The 16279-nt window shown below is 60.0% G+C and carries 12 protein-coding genes and 3 pseudogenes; 10 read left to right on the top strand and 5 right to left on the bottom strand.

What is annotated here, in order from left to right:
- The first annotated feature begins 739 nt into the window (after positions 1-739).
- Genes M0D66_RS37420 through M0D66_RS38050 form a run of 3 tightly spaced genes read left to right on the top strand, consistent with a single transcriptional unit; the run spans position 740 to position 1915 of the window.
- Positions 740-1048: a hypothetical protein gene (locus tag M0D66_RS37420; protein WP_266212897.1), complete on the top strand. Its 309-nt coding sequence runs from the start codon at positions 740-742 to the stop codon at positions 1046-1048.
- Positions 948-1742: an autotransporter strand-loop-strand O-heptosyltransferase gene (locus M0D66_RS37415; RefSeq protein WP_266212896.1), complete on the top strand. Its 795-nt coding sequence runs from the start codon at positions 948-950 to the stop codon at positions 1740-1742. Before M0D66_RS37420 ends, M0D66_RS37415 begins: the two co-directional genes overlap by 101 nt.
- Complete coding sequence (locus M0D66_RS38050; RefSeq protein ID WP_266212898.1) at positions 1643-1915, top strand: glycosyltransferase family 9 protein; 273 nt, start codon at positions 1643-1645, stop codon at positions 1913-1915. The genes M0D66_RS37415 and M0D66_RS38050 overlap by 100 nt, the downstream gene beginning before the upstream one ends.
- A gap of 775 nt (positions 1916-2690) precedes the next feature.
- On the opposite strand, the gene M0D66_RS37410 is transcribed toward M0D66_RS38050, so the two are convergent.
- Both M0D66_RS37410 and M0D66_RS37405 read right to left on the bottom strand, forming a co-directional pair.
- Positions 2691-3545: an ISAs1 family transposase gene (locus M0D66_RS37410; RefSeq protein ID WP_266212895.1), complete on the bottom strand. Its 855-nt coding sequence runs from the start codon at positions 3543-3545 to the stop codon at positions 2691-2693.
- 106 nt (positions 3546-3651) lie between these two features.
- Positions 3652-3825, bottom strand: coding sequence for a transposase family protein (locus M0D66_RS37405; RefSeq protein WP_266212894.1), 174 nt, complete (start codon positions 3823-3825; stop codon positions 3652-3654).
- Between the two features lie 270 nt (positions 3826-4095).
- Between M0D66_RS37405 and M0D66_RS37400 the strand changes: the two are divergent.
- From M0D66_RS37400 to M0D66_RS37390, 3 pseudogenes are all read left to right on the top strand, one after another.
- Positions 4096-5083, top strand: a pseudogene (locus M0D66_RS37400) (IS110 family transposase).
- A 17-nt stretch (positions 5084-5100) separates the two neighbouring features.
- A pseudogene (locus tag M0D66_RS37395) lies at positions 5101-5645 on the top strand (tyrosine-type recombinase/integrase); the annotation flags it as partial.
- A gap of 619 nt (positions 5646-6264) precedes the next feature.
- Positions 6265-6978: pseudogene (locus tag M0D66_RS37390) on the top strand (IS6 family transposase).
- A 385-nt stretch (positions 6979-7363) separates the two neighbouring features.
- Here the strand turns inward: M0D66_RS37390 and traA are convergent.
- A complete protein-coding gene (gene traA, locus M0D66_RS37385; protein ID WP_266212893.1) occupies positions 7364-10192 on the bottom strand; it encodes a Ti-type conjugative transfer relaxase TraA in 2829 nt (942 codons plus the stop codon).
- 220 nt (positions 10193-10412) lie between these two features.
- Between traA and M0D66_RS37380 the strand changes: the two genes are divergently transcribed.
- Positions 10413-10883, top strand: coding sequence for a conjugal transfer protein TraD (locus M0D66_RS37380; protein ID WP_266212892.1), 471 nt, complete (start codon positions 10413-10415; stop codon positions 10881-10883).
- A 267-nt stretch (positions 10884-11150) separates the two neighbouring features.
- Here the strand turns inward: M0D66_RS37380 and M0D66_RS37375 are convergent, their stop codons facing one another.
- Both M0D66_RS37375 and M0D66_RS37370 read right to left on the bottom strand, forming a co-directional pair.
- Entirely contained in the window at positions 11151-12452 is a 1302-nt protein-coding gene (locus M0D66_RS37375; protein ID WP_266212891.1) for a hypothetical protein, read from the bottom strand.
- A gap of 211 nt (positions 12453-12663) precedes the next feature.
- Complete coding sequence (locus M0D66_RS37370; RefSeq protein WP_266212890.1) at positions 12664-13113, bottom strand: hypothetical protein; 450 nt, start codon at positions 13111-13113, stop codon at positions 12664-12666.
- 144 nt (positions 13114-13257) lie between these two features.
- On the opposite strand from M0D66_RS37370, the gene M0D66_RS37365 reads away from it, so the two are divergent.
- The 3 genes from M0D66_RS37365 to M0D66_RS37355 are packed head-to-tail and all read left to right on the top strand — an operon-like array spanning position 13258 to position 16108.
- Positions 13258-14199: a tyrosine-type recombinase/integrase gene (locus M0D66_RS37365; RefSeq protein WP_266212889.1), complete on the top strand. Its 942-nt coding sequence runs from the start codon at positions 13258-13260 to the stop codon at positions 14197-14199.
- Positions 14193-15107 carry a tyrosine-type recombinase/integrase gene (locus M0D66_RS37360; RefSeq protein ID WP_266212888.1) on the top strand — a complete coding sequence of 305 codons (915 nt, stop codon included), beginning with the start codon at positions 14193-14195 and terminating at the stop codon, positions 15105-15107. Before M0D66_RS37365 ends, M0D66_RS37360 begins: the two co-directional genes overlap by 7 nt.
- Entirely contained in the window at positions 15104-16108 is a 1005-nt protein-coding gene (locus M0D66_RS37355; protein WP_266212887.1) for a tyrosine-type recombinase/integrase, read from the top strand. Before M0D66_RS37360 ends, M0D66_RS37355 begins: the two co-directional genes overlap by 4 nt.
- Positions 16109-16279 lie beyond the last annotated feature (171 nt).

Genomic DNA, 16279 nt, shown 5'->3' with positions numbered 1-16279 from the left:
CTCTTTCTACCCGCTCCCAGGCCGCCGCGCAAGGACCCTGCTGAACAAAGCCGTGCGAACCCGGAATTCATCGCGGAAAACGTAACCAGCATCGCGTGCCCTGCCATGACACGCATTGCGTAATGACGAGGACGGCCCGTCTCCGGTTCGCGATGGAAGCGCGTCGTGCCTTGTGAGCATGTCGGCAAAGGGAATACGTAGGGTCGCTTCTTCTTGAAACACACGAGCGCGTCGCAAGAATCTGCGGGCGCCATCAAGGTCCTCCGGCACGGTAAGCCCCAAGCGTTTCACACCGACACATCGCTCTATGCGCGGATGTTCTTCGACCAGTGATCCGTCAGGAGCCGTGCAGGGGATTCATTCGGATGACAGAGCAAGTGGACGCCGATATCGCTTCGCGTTGATTGACCGGCACGAACGTCCTGCCTGTGTGGTCTTCGAGTGCATCGCTTAAGCGGTGTGAGATGTGAAGGGCCGGTTTCTGAGACAGCCGAGTTGCCCCACTCTGCGCATGCCGCTACTCCTTTGACGAATGGCAGGGGATACCCCAAGTTATTTCAAATCGTGTCGCGCTGTCCCGCTGCATGACACTGACGTTTATCATGCGTCTCGCATTCAGACCATCAGCGCCCTGACTATTCCTGTCCGCAGGGCGTGCCGTCGATCGAGGTTTTCGGAAGCTCACTCAAGTTTCCTGCCGGATGTTTCGCGACAGGTGAGCCCCTACGTGAGAGAAGCCATGAAACAGACCGTGAACTTCCAGTCAGTGACGAAGAAGCCTGCCGCGCAGAAGCTGGTGAAGCGGCCTGCCGCGGGTCAGCCTGGCGTGACACAGGTGGTGATGCCGACGCGAATGGGCCCGTGCGGGCTCCGCTACGATTTTAACGATGGCGTACGTGTGCTGCTGCCCAAAGGCGAATGGCGTGTGGAGTTGCGCGATTTGGAGAGTGGCAACGTGCTGTTTCGTACCGACATTGCCGAATGGGATGGTGACAAGCAGCAAGAAGTTCTACGTGCGCTTTGGCATTCGGGTGTGGAAAAAGGGTGAGGAGAAGCCGGTCTTCGAGCACGACATGAACCTGGCCAGCCAGCGCGTGTGCGTGTATTTCCCGATGGGTACGCTGGGTGACATCCTGGCGTGGTTCCCGTACGTGGAGCGGTTTCGCCAGCAGCACGGGTGCGAGGTGGTCTACACAATGGCGGAAACCGTTGCGTCGCTGTTTGCACGCAGCTATCCGCAACTGAAGCACGTCGACGTGCAGGCGGCAGGCGAGTACTACGCGAGCGACCGCATGGGGCTCTTCTTCGATGACGCGGAGAACGACCTGCAGCCGATGGACTTCCGGCTGGTGGGGCTGCATCGCACGGCCGCCCACATTCTCGGGGTGGACGACTCGGAGCTGCGCCCGCAGCTCTCGCTGCGTGCCCCGCGCACGATCGCCGAGAGTTATGTGTGCATTGCGGTCCAGGCCTCCACGCAGTGCAAGAAGTGGAACAACCCGACGGGCTGGCGCGGCGTGATCGCGCATTTCAAGGCGCGCTGCTACCGGGTGCTGTGCATCGACCGGGAAGATCTGCACGGTCAGGCACCTGCATGGACGAGCTGCCCGCCGGGTGCGGAGGATTTACGGGCAACCGGCCGCTGGCCGAACGGGTGGCGCTGCTGCAGCACGCCTCGGCGTTTGTGGGGATGTCCAGCGGGTTGGCGTGGCTGGCGTGGGCATGCCGCACGCCGGTGGTGATGATCAGCGGCTTCACGCTGCCCTATAACGAGTTCCAGACACCGTACCGGGTGTTCAACGTGCATACCTGCACGGGTGCTGGAACGATGTGCGGCACCAGTTTGATCACCAGGATTTTTTCTGGTGCCCGCGTCACAAGGGCCCGAACCGCCAGTACGAGTGCTCTACGCTGATCACCTCACATTAGGTTGTCGGCCAAATCAACCGGTTGCTGGCGGGCGAGTCCGCTCCAGCTAGTGGCAAGGCGTAAAAGGTCGGAAACTATTCCCGGTGCGCGTCGTGGTCGAGCCGGTGCGTGAAGCACAGGGCTGCCTGACGGCATGAAAAGGCCGACCTCGCCTCACGCGCAGGACCGGCAACGCGAACATGAAATACCACGAAACAACAAGTCAGATTAGGGGGCTGGGGAGCAATGGAACAGAGAAGTCGGTTAAGCCCGGCGGACGTCGCCTGACGTAGATTTTGGGGTAATGACCTATCGAGGCCGCGCTAGTCCCTTCTGGCTGATGAACGAGGGTTCGGTACATGGTTGAGCGGGAAGCCGAAAACAGCTCGGTCAGATCTATGAATTTCAGAGATAAATGGCGGGGAAATTTGAATGTGATGTGACGCCAATAACGAGTGTGTTATGGTCGGCTTCGACGCGATGATATAAACGCAGTTTGCGACCCTACGTGGACATTCAAGTGCCCGCTAACCTTTTCGCGCCGACGGCTCCCACTTGGCCAGGAGCGCTGCGCCCTCATCCCAGCTTGACGCCCGGTAGAGCCAAGGGTGCGGAAACAAGTACGCCTCGCCCTTGGAACCGTGCAAAGTGGCGAATATTGTCATCAATCAGGATGTCGGCGGCGAGGATGCTTTTGTCAGTAACCGTCCGACCGTGACGGTATAGACGTCTGATGAAGGCGACGCCATGCTTTCCCGGGGCACAGGGCCATTGCATGAACGTTAAACGCCCACGTCACGCCAACCAAGGAGTTGAGCGAGATATTTGTCATTTGCACAGACGAGCATACGTCGGATCTTGAGGCCGCCTTTGGCGGTCCGATCCTGCCGTAGCAGGTTCATGGTGATGCGTCGCAGGATGGCGAAGTTCTGTGCGGCGTGGTCCACGCGTACCCGGCACTGATCTTCACCGAAGGTCATATCGATTGACCAGTGCATACCGTTCTCGATGCCCCAGTGGGAGCGCACTGCCTGCGCAATATGTGCGGCGTCGGGCGGCAGGCTGGAAACGTGAAAGCGACGCTCGGTCGTGACCTTGTCGCCGATCTCGCGGGTGGCCTCCACCATCACGATTGAGCGCATGCCGGGCCACAGGGCCGGCTGCTGCCAGCGCGTGAGGATGTCGCTGGCGATGCACTGTCGCGTCTCGATGCGTCCGTGGCCTTTTTCGACTTGGCGGTGTTCGGTGATGAACACGTCGCGCTCAGCTGCCGGGATACGCTCGATGGCCTCGAGTGTCGTGCGGATGTGCGTGAGAAGCGAGGGCTGGTTGCCTTTGACCGCGAGCACATAGTCGGCCCCGGCCTTCACGATGCGCGCGGCGAGCGCGCTCTGGCAGCCCATCGCATCGATGGCGACGATCGCGCCCTTGAGCAGCAAGGCATCCAGCAGTTCCGGGATCGCCGTGATTTCATTGCTTTTGTCGGCCGTGCGCACCTGCCCGAGTACCATGCCCAGTCCACTGCCATAAGCTGAAACCAGATGGATCGCGCGCTGGCCACGCTGATGCGAGCCGCGTACGGTCTTGCCGTCAATCGCCACCACCTGACCGGCCAGCACCGGGCACAAGCTGCTCATCCAGAGGATGACATGTTTCGAACTGCTTCGGATTGAGCGCCGCGAATACCCGCCCGAACGTGTCAAGGGGAAGGAATGCCTGTTCCAGCGGAATGTGGCGGCGCAGCTACTCCAGCTTTGCCTGTCCCCATAGCTCAATGCCGATCCAGCTATCTGCTCCCGAGAGAATCGCGCACAACGCCACCATCAGCATTTCGGTTAGATCGTGCGCCGACGTGCGGCTGCGCCGATCTTTCAAAATACCGAAGGCTTCTTCAATACTCAGGATGTCGTCGTCCATCGTTTCGCCACACAAAAACGATGGTTAACGAGCGTCTGCCTTTGTTTACAAGCCCCTCATGCAAGTGCTTGATTGTTAACGCCGCTTCGTGCGATGGCCCTGTCCCGGGGCACAAATGTGACTGTGTCCACAAAGGTATCATGGAATGAAGTGAACGGTCCCCACCCACCGCTGACAGCCGTGTGGACGTCGGGCATCGCGGCCAGATTCAGGCAACCCTTCGAGACGGGAGATCATCAGTGTCCAGACATGCGAACCGGAGAATCAGAGATGACGCATTCGGCAATCGGTGTTGATATCGCGAAGAACGTCTTCCAGCTTCATTGGGTCGAGCTCGAAACCGGCGAAATTGTTTGCGATCAGATCAAGCGGGCGGCGTTTCTCGAACACTTCGCGAATCGCGCGCCTGGTCTGATCGGAATGGAAGCCTACGGTGGTGCGCATCACGTGAAGAGAATGCCGGCCAAGTTCGTCAAGGCGTTCGTGGCAGGAAACAAGAGTGACGTAGCAGGTACCCGGGCGATCTGGATGGCACTGCAGCAACCAGGGAAAGCGGTCGCAGTAAAGACCGAGGCACAGCAGGCGGTCCTGGCTATGCATCGTATGCGGCAGCAACTCGTGAAGTCCCGAGCGATGCAGATCAACAGCCTGAGGGGCTTGTTGACTGAGTACGGCGAAGTGATTGGCAAGAGCCGGGCTGCGCTGGACAAGGGGGATGCCAGGCGTCCTTGGGAAGCTGGTTGACCGCTTGCCAGCAATACTCATCGATACCCTTCGTGAGCAATGGAGTCGCCTGTCAGATCTGGACCGGCAGATCGTCGACATCGAACGAAGCTTGCAGGACTGGATGAGGCAACACGCGGCATGCCAAGCGATCGCCGCCATACTTGGGGTGGGTATGCTCACGACGACGGCGGCGGTCGCGACTATGGGACACGCCAAGGCATTCAGATCAGGTCGTGAATTCTCGGCATGGCTGGGCCTTGTCTCGGGGCAGACGGGTTCGAGAGGGAAAGTTCAACTTCTGGGGATTAGCAAGAGGGGCGACACTTATGCCCGAACCTTACTCATCCACGGTGCCCGCAGCGTGCTGTTTCACTCAAAGAAACCAAACGAATGGATCGAGCAGATGAAGAAGCGTCGATCGCTAAACGTAGTGACTGTAGCGCTGGCCAACAAGATGGCGCGAACAATGTGGGCAATTCTCGCGCATGATCAACCGTACGAAGAGCACTACCACAGCCAGAAACCGGTTTAACGCGCGGTATAACGGAGCGGCAGAGCATCAAGACAGTATCGATGTGGAGCTCGCCGGTCGGGCTACGCGACCGCGCGCCGATGGTGTTCTCGTTCGCCCGCGTTGGGGCGGTGTTCGCGATGCGGATCGAGGATGTCTATGTGCAGCACCGGCGGCTGTAGTTGCACCTGCGCGAAAAAGGCGGCAAACGGCACGAGATGCCGTGCCATCACGCGCTTGAAGCGTATCTGCATGCACACCCCGACGGCACCGGCATCGGCGACGATCCGAGGGGGCCGCTGTTCCGCACGATCCGGCGCGGCTCCGGCCTGCTCAGCGCCACGCCACTACCTCAGGCGAACGCCTACGCGATGGTGCGGCGCCGTGCACTCGCGGCGGGTATCGGCACGGCCATCGGCAACCATACGTTCCGGGCGGCCGGCATCACCGCGTACATGAAGTGCGGCGGCACGCTAGGGAACGCCGCGGCGATGGCCAACCACCCGTCGAGCGCACCACGCAACTCTACGACCGGCGGCGCGACGACATCACGCTGGACGAGGTCGAGCGGATCCGGCTGTAGGTTTTGCGGGCGGCTACCCGACTAGGAACTGGACGACCTCACCGCGCGCAGCGGCCGGAGCAGGACAGCGCGAAAGGCCTTTAACCATAGCGACCAGGAACGCGCTACGAGATGGGCACGCTCGAACTCACGTATTTTTGCGTCGGCAACACCGTCGTCTCGTGGCGGCTGCGCGCCCGTCATGCGATTGAGTTCTCTTATATGCACTATCAGATCGTAATCGGTCAACATTGCCTTCGTCTCCGGGTTTTATTGAGTGCCGGTAATGGACGCGCCAGCACTCTGAACAAGATGACGAAAGGTTAAGGGCAACGACGGCAGAACGATACGGAAAAAGTATTTCGCTCAATGTCGCCAGCGCAATGTGATCTCGCTCGCTCTGACAGGTGTGCACCTCGGCCCGCGCTTGATGACCTCCCGCGACAATCAGTTTCCGCCATCGGATCCGATATTCCGCTTCAGAAATCGGCATAGGGGACGGCCATGAGGCCGTGCCCCTGCCACACCGCCCGGAATGCGGGCCCGCACCGGGCGGTTCGGGAGCTTGAGGTTATGAAAGGCTCTGTCGCGCTAACGCGGAGAAGTGGAATCGGTAGAATCACAACGCATGACGAGCATGATGGCAAAGACGAAGACGCCACGCAAGGCGTTGCCCACCGGCATTGGCAAGGTACTGAAGCGACTGCACTATCCGCTGGATGTGATACTTCTGTGCGTGCGCTGGTATGTGGCGTACTCGCTGAGCCTGCGTAACCTCGAAGGACGGCCGAGCGGGGTATCGAGGTGGATCATTCGAGCGTGCACCGCTGGGACATCAAGCTGCTACCGGTGTTTGAAAAGGCATTTCGCTACCGCAAACGCCCGGTGGGCAGGAGCTGGCGCGTCGACGAAACCTACGTCAAGATCAAGGGCCAATGGAAATTTCTGTATCGCGCCGTCGAAGGCGGGCAATACGGTCGATTTCCTGCTGTGCGCCCATCGTGACAAGGCCGCAGCCCAGCGTTACTTCGACAAAGCGATTGATCGGAACGGCGACCCCGAAACGATCACGGTGGACAAGAGCGGCGCTAACCTGGCCGCCCTGGAAGCGTTAAATGTTGAGCGGCTAACACCGATCAAGATCCGGCAAAACAAATACCTGAACAACATCGTCGAGCAGGACCACCGCGCCGTCAAACGCATCATCAAACCGATGATGGGATTCAAGGATTTTCGCTGCGCGCGCATCATCCTGTCCGGCATCGAGATTGTGCACATGATCCGCAAGGGACAGATGCATGACGATGGTATTGCATCGACTGCTGCAGAGCAATTCTATTCTCTCGCGATATAAGCAGTCCTCTTGATTGAAGATGCTTTCTCACCCCATCATCCTTAACGCGACACAACCCATTTTTTCGCCATTCCAATCCTGATAACATCACTAATCAGCGTTGCGTTTATTGGAGCGAACCAGTTCAACGAATTCAATCGTGAAAACCGGCGGGTCATGACCTGAACCCAGTGACGCCGATCAGGCTCGGCTCGCAAACCGTGCGATTATTCAAATCGTTTCATTTCCAATGTTAATAATGCAGAAAGCCACCTCCTCTGCGCAGTTCATCTGTGCGAGAGATTGACCTGGTCCCAGCCTCGCCGGGGTAATGGATCGGATCTGAATTGAGGATTCACGCAAATCACGTGGTTTCGATCTCACTCAGTGATTCCGATATTCGAAGTTAATCACCGATTTCCGGCCCGCCTCGACCACGGTCTTTTGTGCTTTGCCCCGATGACCTGTCGCGCGCGACTGGCTGACGAGCCGCCTCACGCAGCGGCGCCCTGAATGGGTTACGACGATCCTGCCGTTCCTCACGCGTCATCTCAGCAAACAGTCCGGCCGTTCCGCTACGCGATCCAGGTGGCGTACGTTCAGTTGTCTGTAGACTGGGTCCCCGTTGCCGCGCCCGCGCGGCGGCGACCTCATTCACCAGGGTGACTGCCCGCTCGGCGCCGCTGAGTTCAACGAGTGCCCGCCAGGCACGATCGTCCCGCTCGACCACGTAACGGATTTCGCGTCGCATCGTGAGGTCGCGCCGATCAAGTACTGCCCCTGCCCGTTTCAGGGCAGCGCGCTCCCTTGCCATCAGCGGCCTGCCGTCGCCCTTCGCGGTCGACGCGACGTATAGCGCGTCGGCATACTGTTCAACGGCCCGGCCGAGCGTCATTTCGGCCCGTCGGGGCCTCGGCGCATTCGAGAATTCGACGCGACGCTGATTCAGCGTGTGCCGGTAGCCCAGCTCAGGCCGATGATCGCGCTCCGGTCTCAGTTCGTGCTGCGCGCTGAACGATTTTTCGTCAGCACGCGACAGGCTGCGCATCAGGGCCGCGCCATCCACAAACTCGTCCCGCCCGGCCGCCACAACCAGATTTTCCCTGTGCCGGGTCATCGCGACATAGGCCAGCTCGGCGTGCATGCTCTTCGTGGCCAGCACATACGTGCGATCGACCGTCACCCCCTGACTCTTGTGGACCGTGAGCGCGTAGCCGTGATCGAAATGGCCATATTGCGCCGTGTCGACCGCGAGTCGCCGGCCGTCATCGAGGCGCACATGCAGCACGACGCCGCCTGATTTCCTGTCAGCCGCTGCATCGATCCGTTCGACGGTGGCCAGTGTTCCGTTCTTCACCTGCATCACGTACTCGTTCTGCAGGAACATGATGCGCTCGCCGGCGGCGATCGCGATCTGCCGGTCTTCGGCTCGCACGGTCTGTTCGGCACCCAGCTCGCCGGCGGCCCGCTGCAATTCGCGCACGCCCGCATTCAGCGCGCAGCGCTCTGCGTTGGTATGCGTCAGCAGCAGCTGGGTCTTGCCCGGACGGGTCCGGCGATCATCCTGCCACTGCGCAATCAGCTGTTCGCGCGCATTCGCGACGGTCGAATACAGCTGCACGCCCCCGTGTTCCGCATACGTGGACACAGCCGTTTGCACATCGTGCCGGGCCAGCGCCGAAGTTGCTTCGCGCTGCCAGGGCTCGTCCTGCCGCTTGATCTCCGTCAGGCTCTCGAGTTGGTCTGAGGCGGCCGTCTCACGCGACACTGCGCGGAAGGCATCGCCAGCGGCGACCGCATGCAGCTGCCACGCATCGCCCACCAGGCGTACGCGCGCACCGGCCACCTGCGCATGGCCGAGCAGTTTTTCCATCTGCCGCGATCCAACCATGCCGGCTTCGTCGATCACAAGAACCGTTTTCGCATCCAGCGTAACCGTGCCGCGCTCGATGCCCGAAAGGAGACTGTGCAGCGTCCGGCTCGCGATGCCCGCGTCGCGCTGCATGTCGTCGGCCGTCTTGCCCTGTAGCGCTGCGCCGATCACGCGCAGTCCGTCCGCCTCGAGCGCTTCGCGTGCGGCCGCGAGCACATAGCTTTTGCCGGTACCCGCTGCGCCATTCACGACCACCAGCTGGCCGCCACCCGCGAGCGCAACAAAAGCCGCATCCTGTCCCGCATTGAACTTTCGGGTCGCGCGAAGCGTTTCACGCACCGCGGTGTCGCCCACTGCGCTGTCGTCAGCGCGACCCATTGCGCGAGCACGATCGACCAGGCGCACCTCAATCGCACGCAGATCCGCCGACGTGAACCATTCGCCATTGCGACCGGAATCCTTCAGCGCGAGCAGTTCCTTCGAATTCATCAGCCGCGCGTACACCTGCCGGAACTGTTCGGCACCGTCGGTATTGCGAAAGACGAACTGCTCGACGTCGCGTCGCGAGAAGATGGACTGATTGATCGTCAGCGCGGCGACACCGATCGCCGGATTGATGAGCAGCCGCTGCCCATTGCGGTAGGCGCGCTGGCGATTCTCTTCGAGCAATCCGGCCATCACACCACGCTCGCCCGCGTAGCGCGCGACGCCCACTTTCACGGACGGCTCCAGGTCGATGCCCAGCGTCCGGTAGCTGCGATGGTCAATACGGGCCTCGATACCCGCCCGTGCCATGAAGTGATTGGCTGTGACCGCCCATTCTTCGCGCACGTCGCGAACAAACTGCCGGCTGCTCAGATAGCGGTCTTTTCCGGCACCGCCTTTTTCCGGTTCCTGCGCATTCCAGCGCCTGAAATATTGCCCTGGATCGCGGGCAATGCCATCGTTCACCCGTTCCGTGAACATGATGTGCGCGTGCGGCTGTTCCAGTCCGTCGCTCGCTGCCGGATTGTGGATTGCCCAGGTGTACGCATGCCGCTCGCCGAGTGTGTGTTCAACGAACTCGCGCACGAGCGCGACGCGCTGTTCATCGTCCAGTTCGCGCGGAATCGAAACCTCAATTTCCGTGTACGGCCGCCCGTTTGCCCGCTCGTAGGTGTCCGCTGCCTGCCAGAAAATGCTCGCGTCGTGCGCGGCCCATGCTGGCATGTTGCCGCTCTCGGTCGTCTTGAGGTCGCCACGCTCTTCGTATTTTCCACCGCGAGAAATGTAGGCGTAGTGATCCTCCCGCGCAATGTACTTTGCGTGTTCCCCTGCGGCGGCTTTCCCACCTGCTTTCACGCTCAAATGGTACGTTGGCATTGGCGGCTTGGCTTTCGTCTTATCATAAGCTGTTTCTATGCTAGCATAGAAACGCGGAAGCGCGCTTTGACTCGCTTTGCTCGCCAGATACTGCCGGGTCGCGCCTGCCTACTAGCCCGCTTTTGTGATTTTCATAACCGGAATAGCGTGCAGGAAGGGGCCGAATGATCGGTCTGCGCTGTCGCTCGATGCAACGTGAATTTGATCCAGGAGAAAAATGATGGCAAAGGCCGAATGGCTCACGGAACACGTCCAGTACATCAAGGGTTTGAAGTCACCCACCGCCACCCAATCGCTGCTGGTTGAACTGGCCGCGATTCCGAATCCGTCCGCACAGGAGTCCCGCCAGCTAGATAAGCTGGTCCGACTGGAGAAAATTAACCAGAAGGCTGACGCGATGAAGGCCGAAGCAGCCCGCATGCTGAGCGCGCGGCGCGAGGATCAGCGCAAGGCCCGCACGCGCGAACTGATCGAACTCGGCGGCATCGTCTCGATGGTTGATTTTCCGGTGGATCGCGGCACACTGACCGGCGCGCTACTGTGGGCGCTCGATCAGTTCAAGACTGAGGATGACTTGCAGCACACGCTCAAGAAACGTGGCGATGCTTTCATCGCTGAGCGCGAAAATGAGAAGAAGGCAGAATCGCAGTCCAGCGCGGAAAGGGCTGCTGCGGAGCAAACCCCGGCGTAGTGTGCGGGTGCCCAGCCGGATCGTCCCTGCGCTGCGCTCCGGGGCGGTTCGCTCTCCCCGCACCTGTTGGCGCGGGGAGAGCGCCTCGATCCGGGCGCGCAGGCGCGCGCGATATCGCAGCGGTCTGCGTGGCTTCGGGCTTCCAGGAAAATAAAAGCGCGTCGTGGGGAACGACGCGCCGAAGGCCTAAAAAGGGATTCTGGAAAATGAGCCGGTATCGATCAGCGCCTCGGTACAGCTTCTTCCGGGGCGCGGCGCTCGGCTCGCTTAGGCGGCTTCCTCCTCCTCGTCTTCGTCGTCATCCCATACGACAGGCGTTTCCCGGCTCACCAGCACCTCGGGCAACCAGCGTGCATCGGCCAGCAACCGTTCTGCTGTCTCTGCCGCTGCGTCTTTCTTCAATTTCTCCAGCGGTGCCGCAGCTTCGGGGGAGAGCGCTTGCGCTACCACGTCAACGATGCGTGCTTTCGAAACGTGGTTCAGATAGCTCGTTCGCGTCGCCTTCCAGTACTGCGTCATATCGACGTTCAGCAGATTCATCAGCACGTTCACCGGGTGTGCGCCATCCGATTCGCTCACGCCGTTGACGGTCGCGGCCACGCAGAAAGCGAACAGGTTGCTCAGCACATCTTCGCTCTGCGTCATCAGCCAGGGCAGCAAATCACTGAAACGCGTCGGCAGCAGCGCGGCCCACTTTTCGCGTTCGGCCGAAATCTCTTTCCATGCCGCGCTGCCTTCCATGTCGTCCGCTGCCTGCAACAGGCGGCTGTGTGAGCATGTGGCCCGCACGTCGGCGGCATGTTGGTCGTAGACGCAGACATAGCGGTCATCGAACACAACCGGGATCAGGCGGTGCATCAGTACCGCCAGTGCGGCCACCGGGTTCCGCGCAAGTTCGATCTGGACGGCGGCGGTGCGGTGTGCCGTCAATCGCTTGCTGAGGTCTTTGCCGTGCAGCGGCTTTTCTGCTGGCGCTGGCAGTTCGTCTGCGCCCGTCAGACCTTCGCGGTTCACGCTGGCCCGGTCCTCGGGTTTGACCAGTCCGCGCTCGATTACGGCATTGCCGTCATGGTCGAGCGTCACGAATGCACCGGCACGCGCCTTCTGGTCGTCGCTCCAGATTTCGAGGCGTTCAGCAAAGTCGTCCAGCGCCTGGGAAGCGGCGTCCGCAGCGGTTTCCAGTACGCCGCGGCGGGCGTCGTCCTCGGCTTCGTCTTCGGCGTCGTAGTACGCGTTCAGTTCCGCTGCGGCCTGTTCGCTCGCCTTCTTCAGCGCGCGAAGCCCGGTCTTTTCCTTCTTCGTGTACTCGCGCGACGCCGACGGCAACCGGCCAAAGCGGGCCATTTCGCCAAAGTCACGGCGCACGCGTGTTTCGACCCAACTCCAGCCCTCGTTGCTCAAGGTCTGCGCGACAGAAACCAGCTTTTCTGCGACCAGACGGTGCAAAAGTTCTGCGTCGGTTACATACCCGGCGTTCTGCTCGTCGCTAAAGAGGTCCCGACGAACATGACCGCCTGCTGCCTCATACGCGTCGAGCGTGACGAACGCAACCAGGTTGCTGTTGGACACATCGATCTCGCTGTTCGTGATCGCGTCGCGCAGCTGCGCCGGGTTGCGTTGCCACGTCTGGGCGGCGTCAAACCACAGGCGTTATCAAGAGCAAGAGGTTATGCCGAGTATGGCGGGTCACCCGCCGGCTGCCATGAGTGATCCCTGTAATCGCTCGGTATAACAATAATCCCTTCGTCATCAGTCGAAAGGGGTCAACATGACAGTCCGCTCATATGCTTCGTCGGATGCGACGCCCGCGCGTCGCGTGACGACCGATAGCGCTGTTCTTCTGGCCGAGTATCTCAAGACTCAAATCAGCTTTTCTTCCTTCGAAACCCGCGCCAGCGCTGCTCGTCATTTTCTCTACTGGCTGCAGCGACATCGCCTTCCACTCAGTCAAGTGGATGCCGCCGTCGTTGAGCGCTTTGCTTGCCATCGATGTCAGTGCATGGGGCATGGTGGCGTGTGCTATAGCCCAAGAGAGCTTCAGCGACCTAGGTACATGACGAATGTTCGTCGGTTCGTCAGCTTCCTCGAAGATCGCGGTACGATTCGCATTCCCGATGACCTTGATCCAATCATCCTCCAGCTCCCAGTCTACGGGAATCATCTCGTTGCCTTGGGATACAGCTGTGGAACCAGAAGCATGCTCTCGTCCGGAGCTGAGCACTTCGTCCATTGGCTTCGATTGTCGCGAATTCCGGCGCGGGATGTAGACAATTGTGATATCGAACGCTTTGCGAAGCACAACTGTCGTTGTTTTCTCTGTCGGAAGCACGGGACACTGACTAATTCAGGCGCGACTCGACGACGCCGTGCGGGAGTGACATTCCTTCAATATCTGCGTGGCTGCAATCTGTTGCCTCAAGGCAGTGTCACTGAAGAAGATTCGCGTCTTGTCGCTTTTCGATCTTGGCTTATCCACCAGTGTGGGGTCACTGCGCAGACCGCTGTGCGCTATCTGGCCGAGGCAGCGCGTTGGCTGTTCGATCTTTCCCCGGACCCTGGAACTTACGACGCCATCACGATTCGCAGTATCGTGCTGCATCAACCTTCAAGTCGATCTGACAAGTCGGTGCAGCTGACTGCGACAGTGTTGCGGACCTATCTCCGGTACCTCGTGGCCAACGACGCGTGCCGTCCCGAACTTGTGTATGCCGTCCCTTGCGCACGACGACCACGTAATGCCGCTCTCCCGCGGTTCCTCAGCCCACCAATCATCGAGCGGATCATCGCATCCTGCGATCTAAACACGCCAGTGGGCCTGCGGGATCGCGCGATCATGCTCCTCTTGGCGCGACTCGGGCTGCGAGCTGGAGATGTTTGCCAACTTCGACTGGCAGACATTGATTGGAGGAATGGGCGTCTGCGCGTCGGCAGTAAGAACCGCAGGGTGTCACACTTGCCGTTGCCGCAAGATGCAGGTGACGCACTGTTGGCCTATATCGAGCATGCTCGCCCGCCCGCACGTGACGATCACATGTTCCTACGTGTTCACGCACCGTTCAGGTCCTTGAAGCCATCGACGATCGCTTGCCTCGTCGCAAAGGCGCGCACACGAGCCGGTGTTGAAGGTGTCCCGACAGGATCGCATGTGTTTCGCCATTCGCTGGCAACTTCCATGGTGAGAGCTGGCTGCAGCCTGGAGCAGGTGGGCGCAATCCTTCGTCACCGCTCGCCCGACACGACGGCGATCTATGCCAAGACCGATATCGACATGCTTATGCGTGTTGCTCAGCCATGGCCAGGAGACTCATCATGCTGAGTGACGACGTCAAGCGTTACGTTGCCATGCAACGTGGTTTCGGCCTTAAGTTTGATGCGCCGTACCGGATTTTGCTGCAGTTCGCCCGCTACGCTGAGGAGCACGGTGATCAATATATCCTGACCCAACGGGTCTTCGATTGGTGCCGGATTGCCTCCACACCAACCCAGGCAAGTACCTTCTTCAATGCCATCAGACGCTTGTGTGTCTTTCTCCATGTCGAAGACACACGTCATGAGCTTCTTCCGGTCGGGGCGTTCGGACCCAGTCAACTGCCACGCCCGACGCCGCACCTGCTTGATTCTCATCACGTCCGCGCCATCATGGAGGCCGCACTCGAACTGTCGCCCAAAGATTCGATCAGGCCGCACACATACCATCATTTGTTCGGCCTCCTGGCAGCCACCGGTTTGCGCATATCCGAGGCCTTGGCGCTCAAGTGCAGCGACCTCAACGAGGAAGGCCTTGTCGTTCGCGGCGGCAAGTTCGGCAAGAGTCGACTCCTCCCGATACATCTCACGACACGGCTGGCACTGGGCCGCTACCTTGCTATTCGCAACAAATGCGCCGCCGATGTTGACGATCTATTTGTGGTCACGACCGGCCGCTCTCCAGATAAATCCACAGTTTGTCGCGTATTTGTCCAGCTAGTCCGAGAGTTAGAGTTGCGCCCACCCAGTCCGACGCGAGGGCTTCGCCTTCATGACCTACGGCATACCTTTGCAGTACGTTCGCTGGAATCCTGTGTGCATGATCGACACGTGGTCGCCAACCACATGCTGGCACTCAGCACCTACCTCGGGCATGTCAACGTCACAAGCACCTACTGGTATCTAGAAGCGACGCCGGTTCTGCTGAACCACATCGCTGAGGCAAGCGAGCATTTATTCTTGGGAGAGATGTCATGACAACTCTGGCACCGCACCTTACCGCGTTCTTGCGGGAGCACCTGCCGCGCGAGCGGAATGCCAGTCCGCATACCGTCGCAACCTATGCCCACTGCTTCTCACTGCTGGTTCGGTTTGCGGCCAATCGGCTCCGCCGCCGTCCGAGTGAGCTTTGCGTTGAAGACCTTTCTCCGGATCTCGTGCGCAAGTTCCTCGACGACATAGAGATTGGTCGCGGCAACTGCGCCCGTACACGCAACGCTCGGCTTGCTGCGATCCGGGCTTTCTTTCGCTATCTTGAGTATCAAGTTCCAACTTGTCTCGACCAGGTAATGCGCATCCGGGCGTTGCCTCAGAAGCGGACGGATATCGCACTGATCGATTACCTGACCCGAGAAGAGATCGAGGCGTTATTGGCCGCACCGCGCACTGACACCATCAGCGGCACGCGTGATCGAGCAATGTTGCATCTTACGTATGCAGCGGGTCTGAGGGTTTCGGAGTTGCTGTCGCTGCGCACTGACGATTTTCCAAATCGATCGTTCGCTACGGTGCGGATTCTCGGCAAAGGTCGCCGTGAACGTGTACTACCGCTGTGGCGCGAAACCCAGACTGTCCTGCGAGCGTGGATTGCGGTTCGCCCCACGGCGCCGACTCCTGAGTTGTTTCTCAACCGCAACGGGAGACCAATGTCCCGGGATGGCTTCGCTCATCGGCTTGCGCAGCACGTGGCAGTCGCCGCTCAGACGCATGCTTCGCTGCTGGACAAGCACGTGACGCCACACGTTCTACGACACAGCTGTGCGATGCATACGCTCGCTGCCACAGGTGACATCAGGAAGGTAGCGTTGTGGCTCGGACACGCCAGCATCTCGACCACTGAGGCCTACTTGCGCGTGGATCCGGCGGAGAAGCTTGCAGTGCTGAGCGCGCAAATGTCGCCCTCCATCAAGCCTGGAAAGTTTCGCCCCCCATCTGACAAACTCATCGCGATGCTCAGCGAAGTTCGCAATGGTACATAGGGAGGAAATGCGTCATGCTGCACTTGGTTATGCCGAGAAATTTCGGGCGATCACTCAGGCCAACCGGCCGACAGCCCGCCATACTCGGCATAACCTCTTGCTCTTGATAACATATCTTGTACTAAACCGCTGACGCGGTAGTGGGAGGTGGGCACAGGTCTATGGCTGACG

The sequence above is a fragment of the Paraburkholderia sp. SECH2 genome (assembly GCF_030464795.1).
In the GTDB taxonomy this organism is placed as follows: Bacteria; Pseudomonadota; Gammaproteobacteria; order Burkholderiales; family Burkholderiaceae; genus Paraburkholderia; species Paraburkholderia aspalathi.
The sequence above is the reverse complement of the archived record's forward strand: the minus strand, read 5'-3'. Positions and strand labels throughout refer to the sequence as shown.

Coding starts and splice junctions, on each gene's coding strand:
- M0D66_RS37370 (WP_266212890.1), bottom strand. CDS start 13,113: ATGGACGAAGTGCTCAGCTCCGGACGAGAGCATGCTTCTGGTTCCACA.
- M0D66_RS37405 (WP_266212894.1), bottom strand. CDS start 3,825: ATGGACGACGACATCCTGAGTATTGAAGAAGCCTTCGGTATTTTGAAA.
- M0D66_RS37355 (WP_266212887.1), top strand. CDS start 15,104: ATGACAACTCTGGCACCGCACCTTACCGCGTTCTTGCGGGAGCACCTG.
- M0D66_RS37360 (WP_266212888.1), top strand. CDS start 14,193: ATGCTGAGTGACGACGTCAAGCGTTACGTTGCCATGCAACGTGGTTTC.
- M0D66_RS37410 (WP_266212895.1), bottom strand. CDS start 3,545: ATGAGCAGCTTGTGCCCGGTGCTGGCCGGTCAGGTGGTGGCGATTGAC.
- M0D66_RS37380 (WP_266212892.1), top strand. CDS start 10,413: ATGGCAAAGGCCGAATGGCTCACGGAACACGTCCAGTACATCAAGGGT.
- traA (WP_266212893.1), bottom strand. CDS start 10,192: ATGCCAACGTACCATTTGAGCGTGAAAGCAGGTGGGAAAGCCGCCGCA.
- M0D66_RS37420 (WP_266212897.1), top strand. CDS start 740: ATGAAACAGACCGTGAACTTCCAGTCAGTGACGAAGAAGCCTGCCGCG.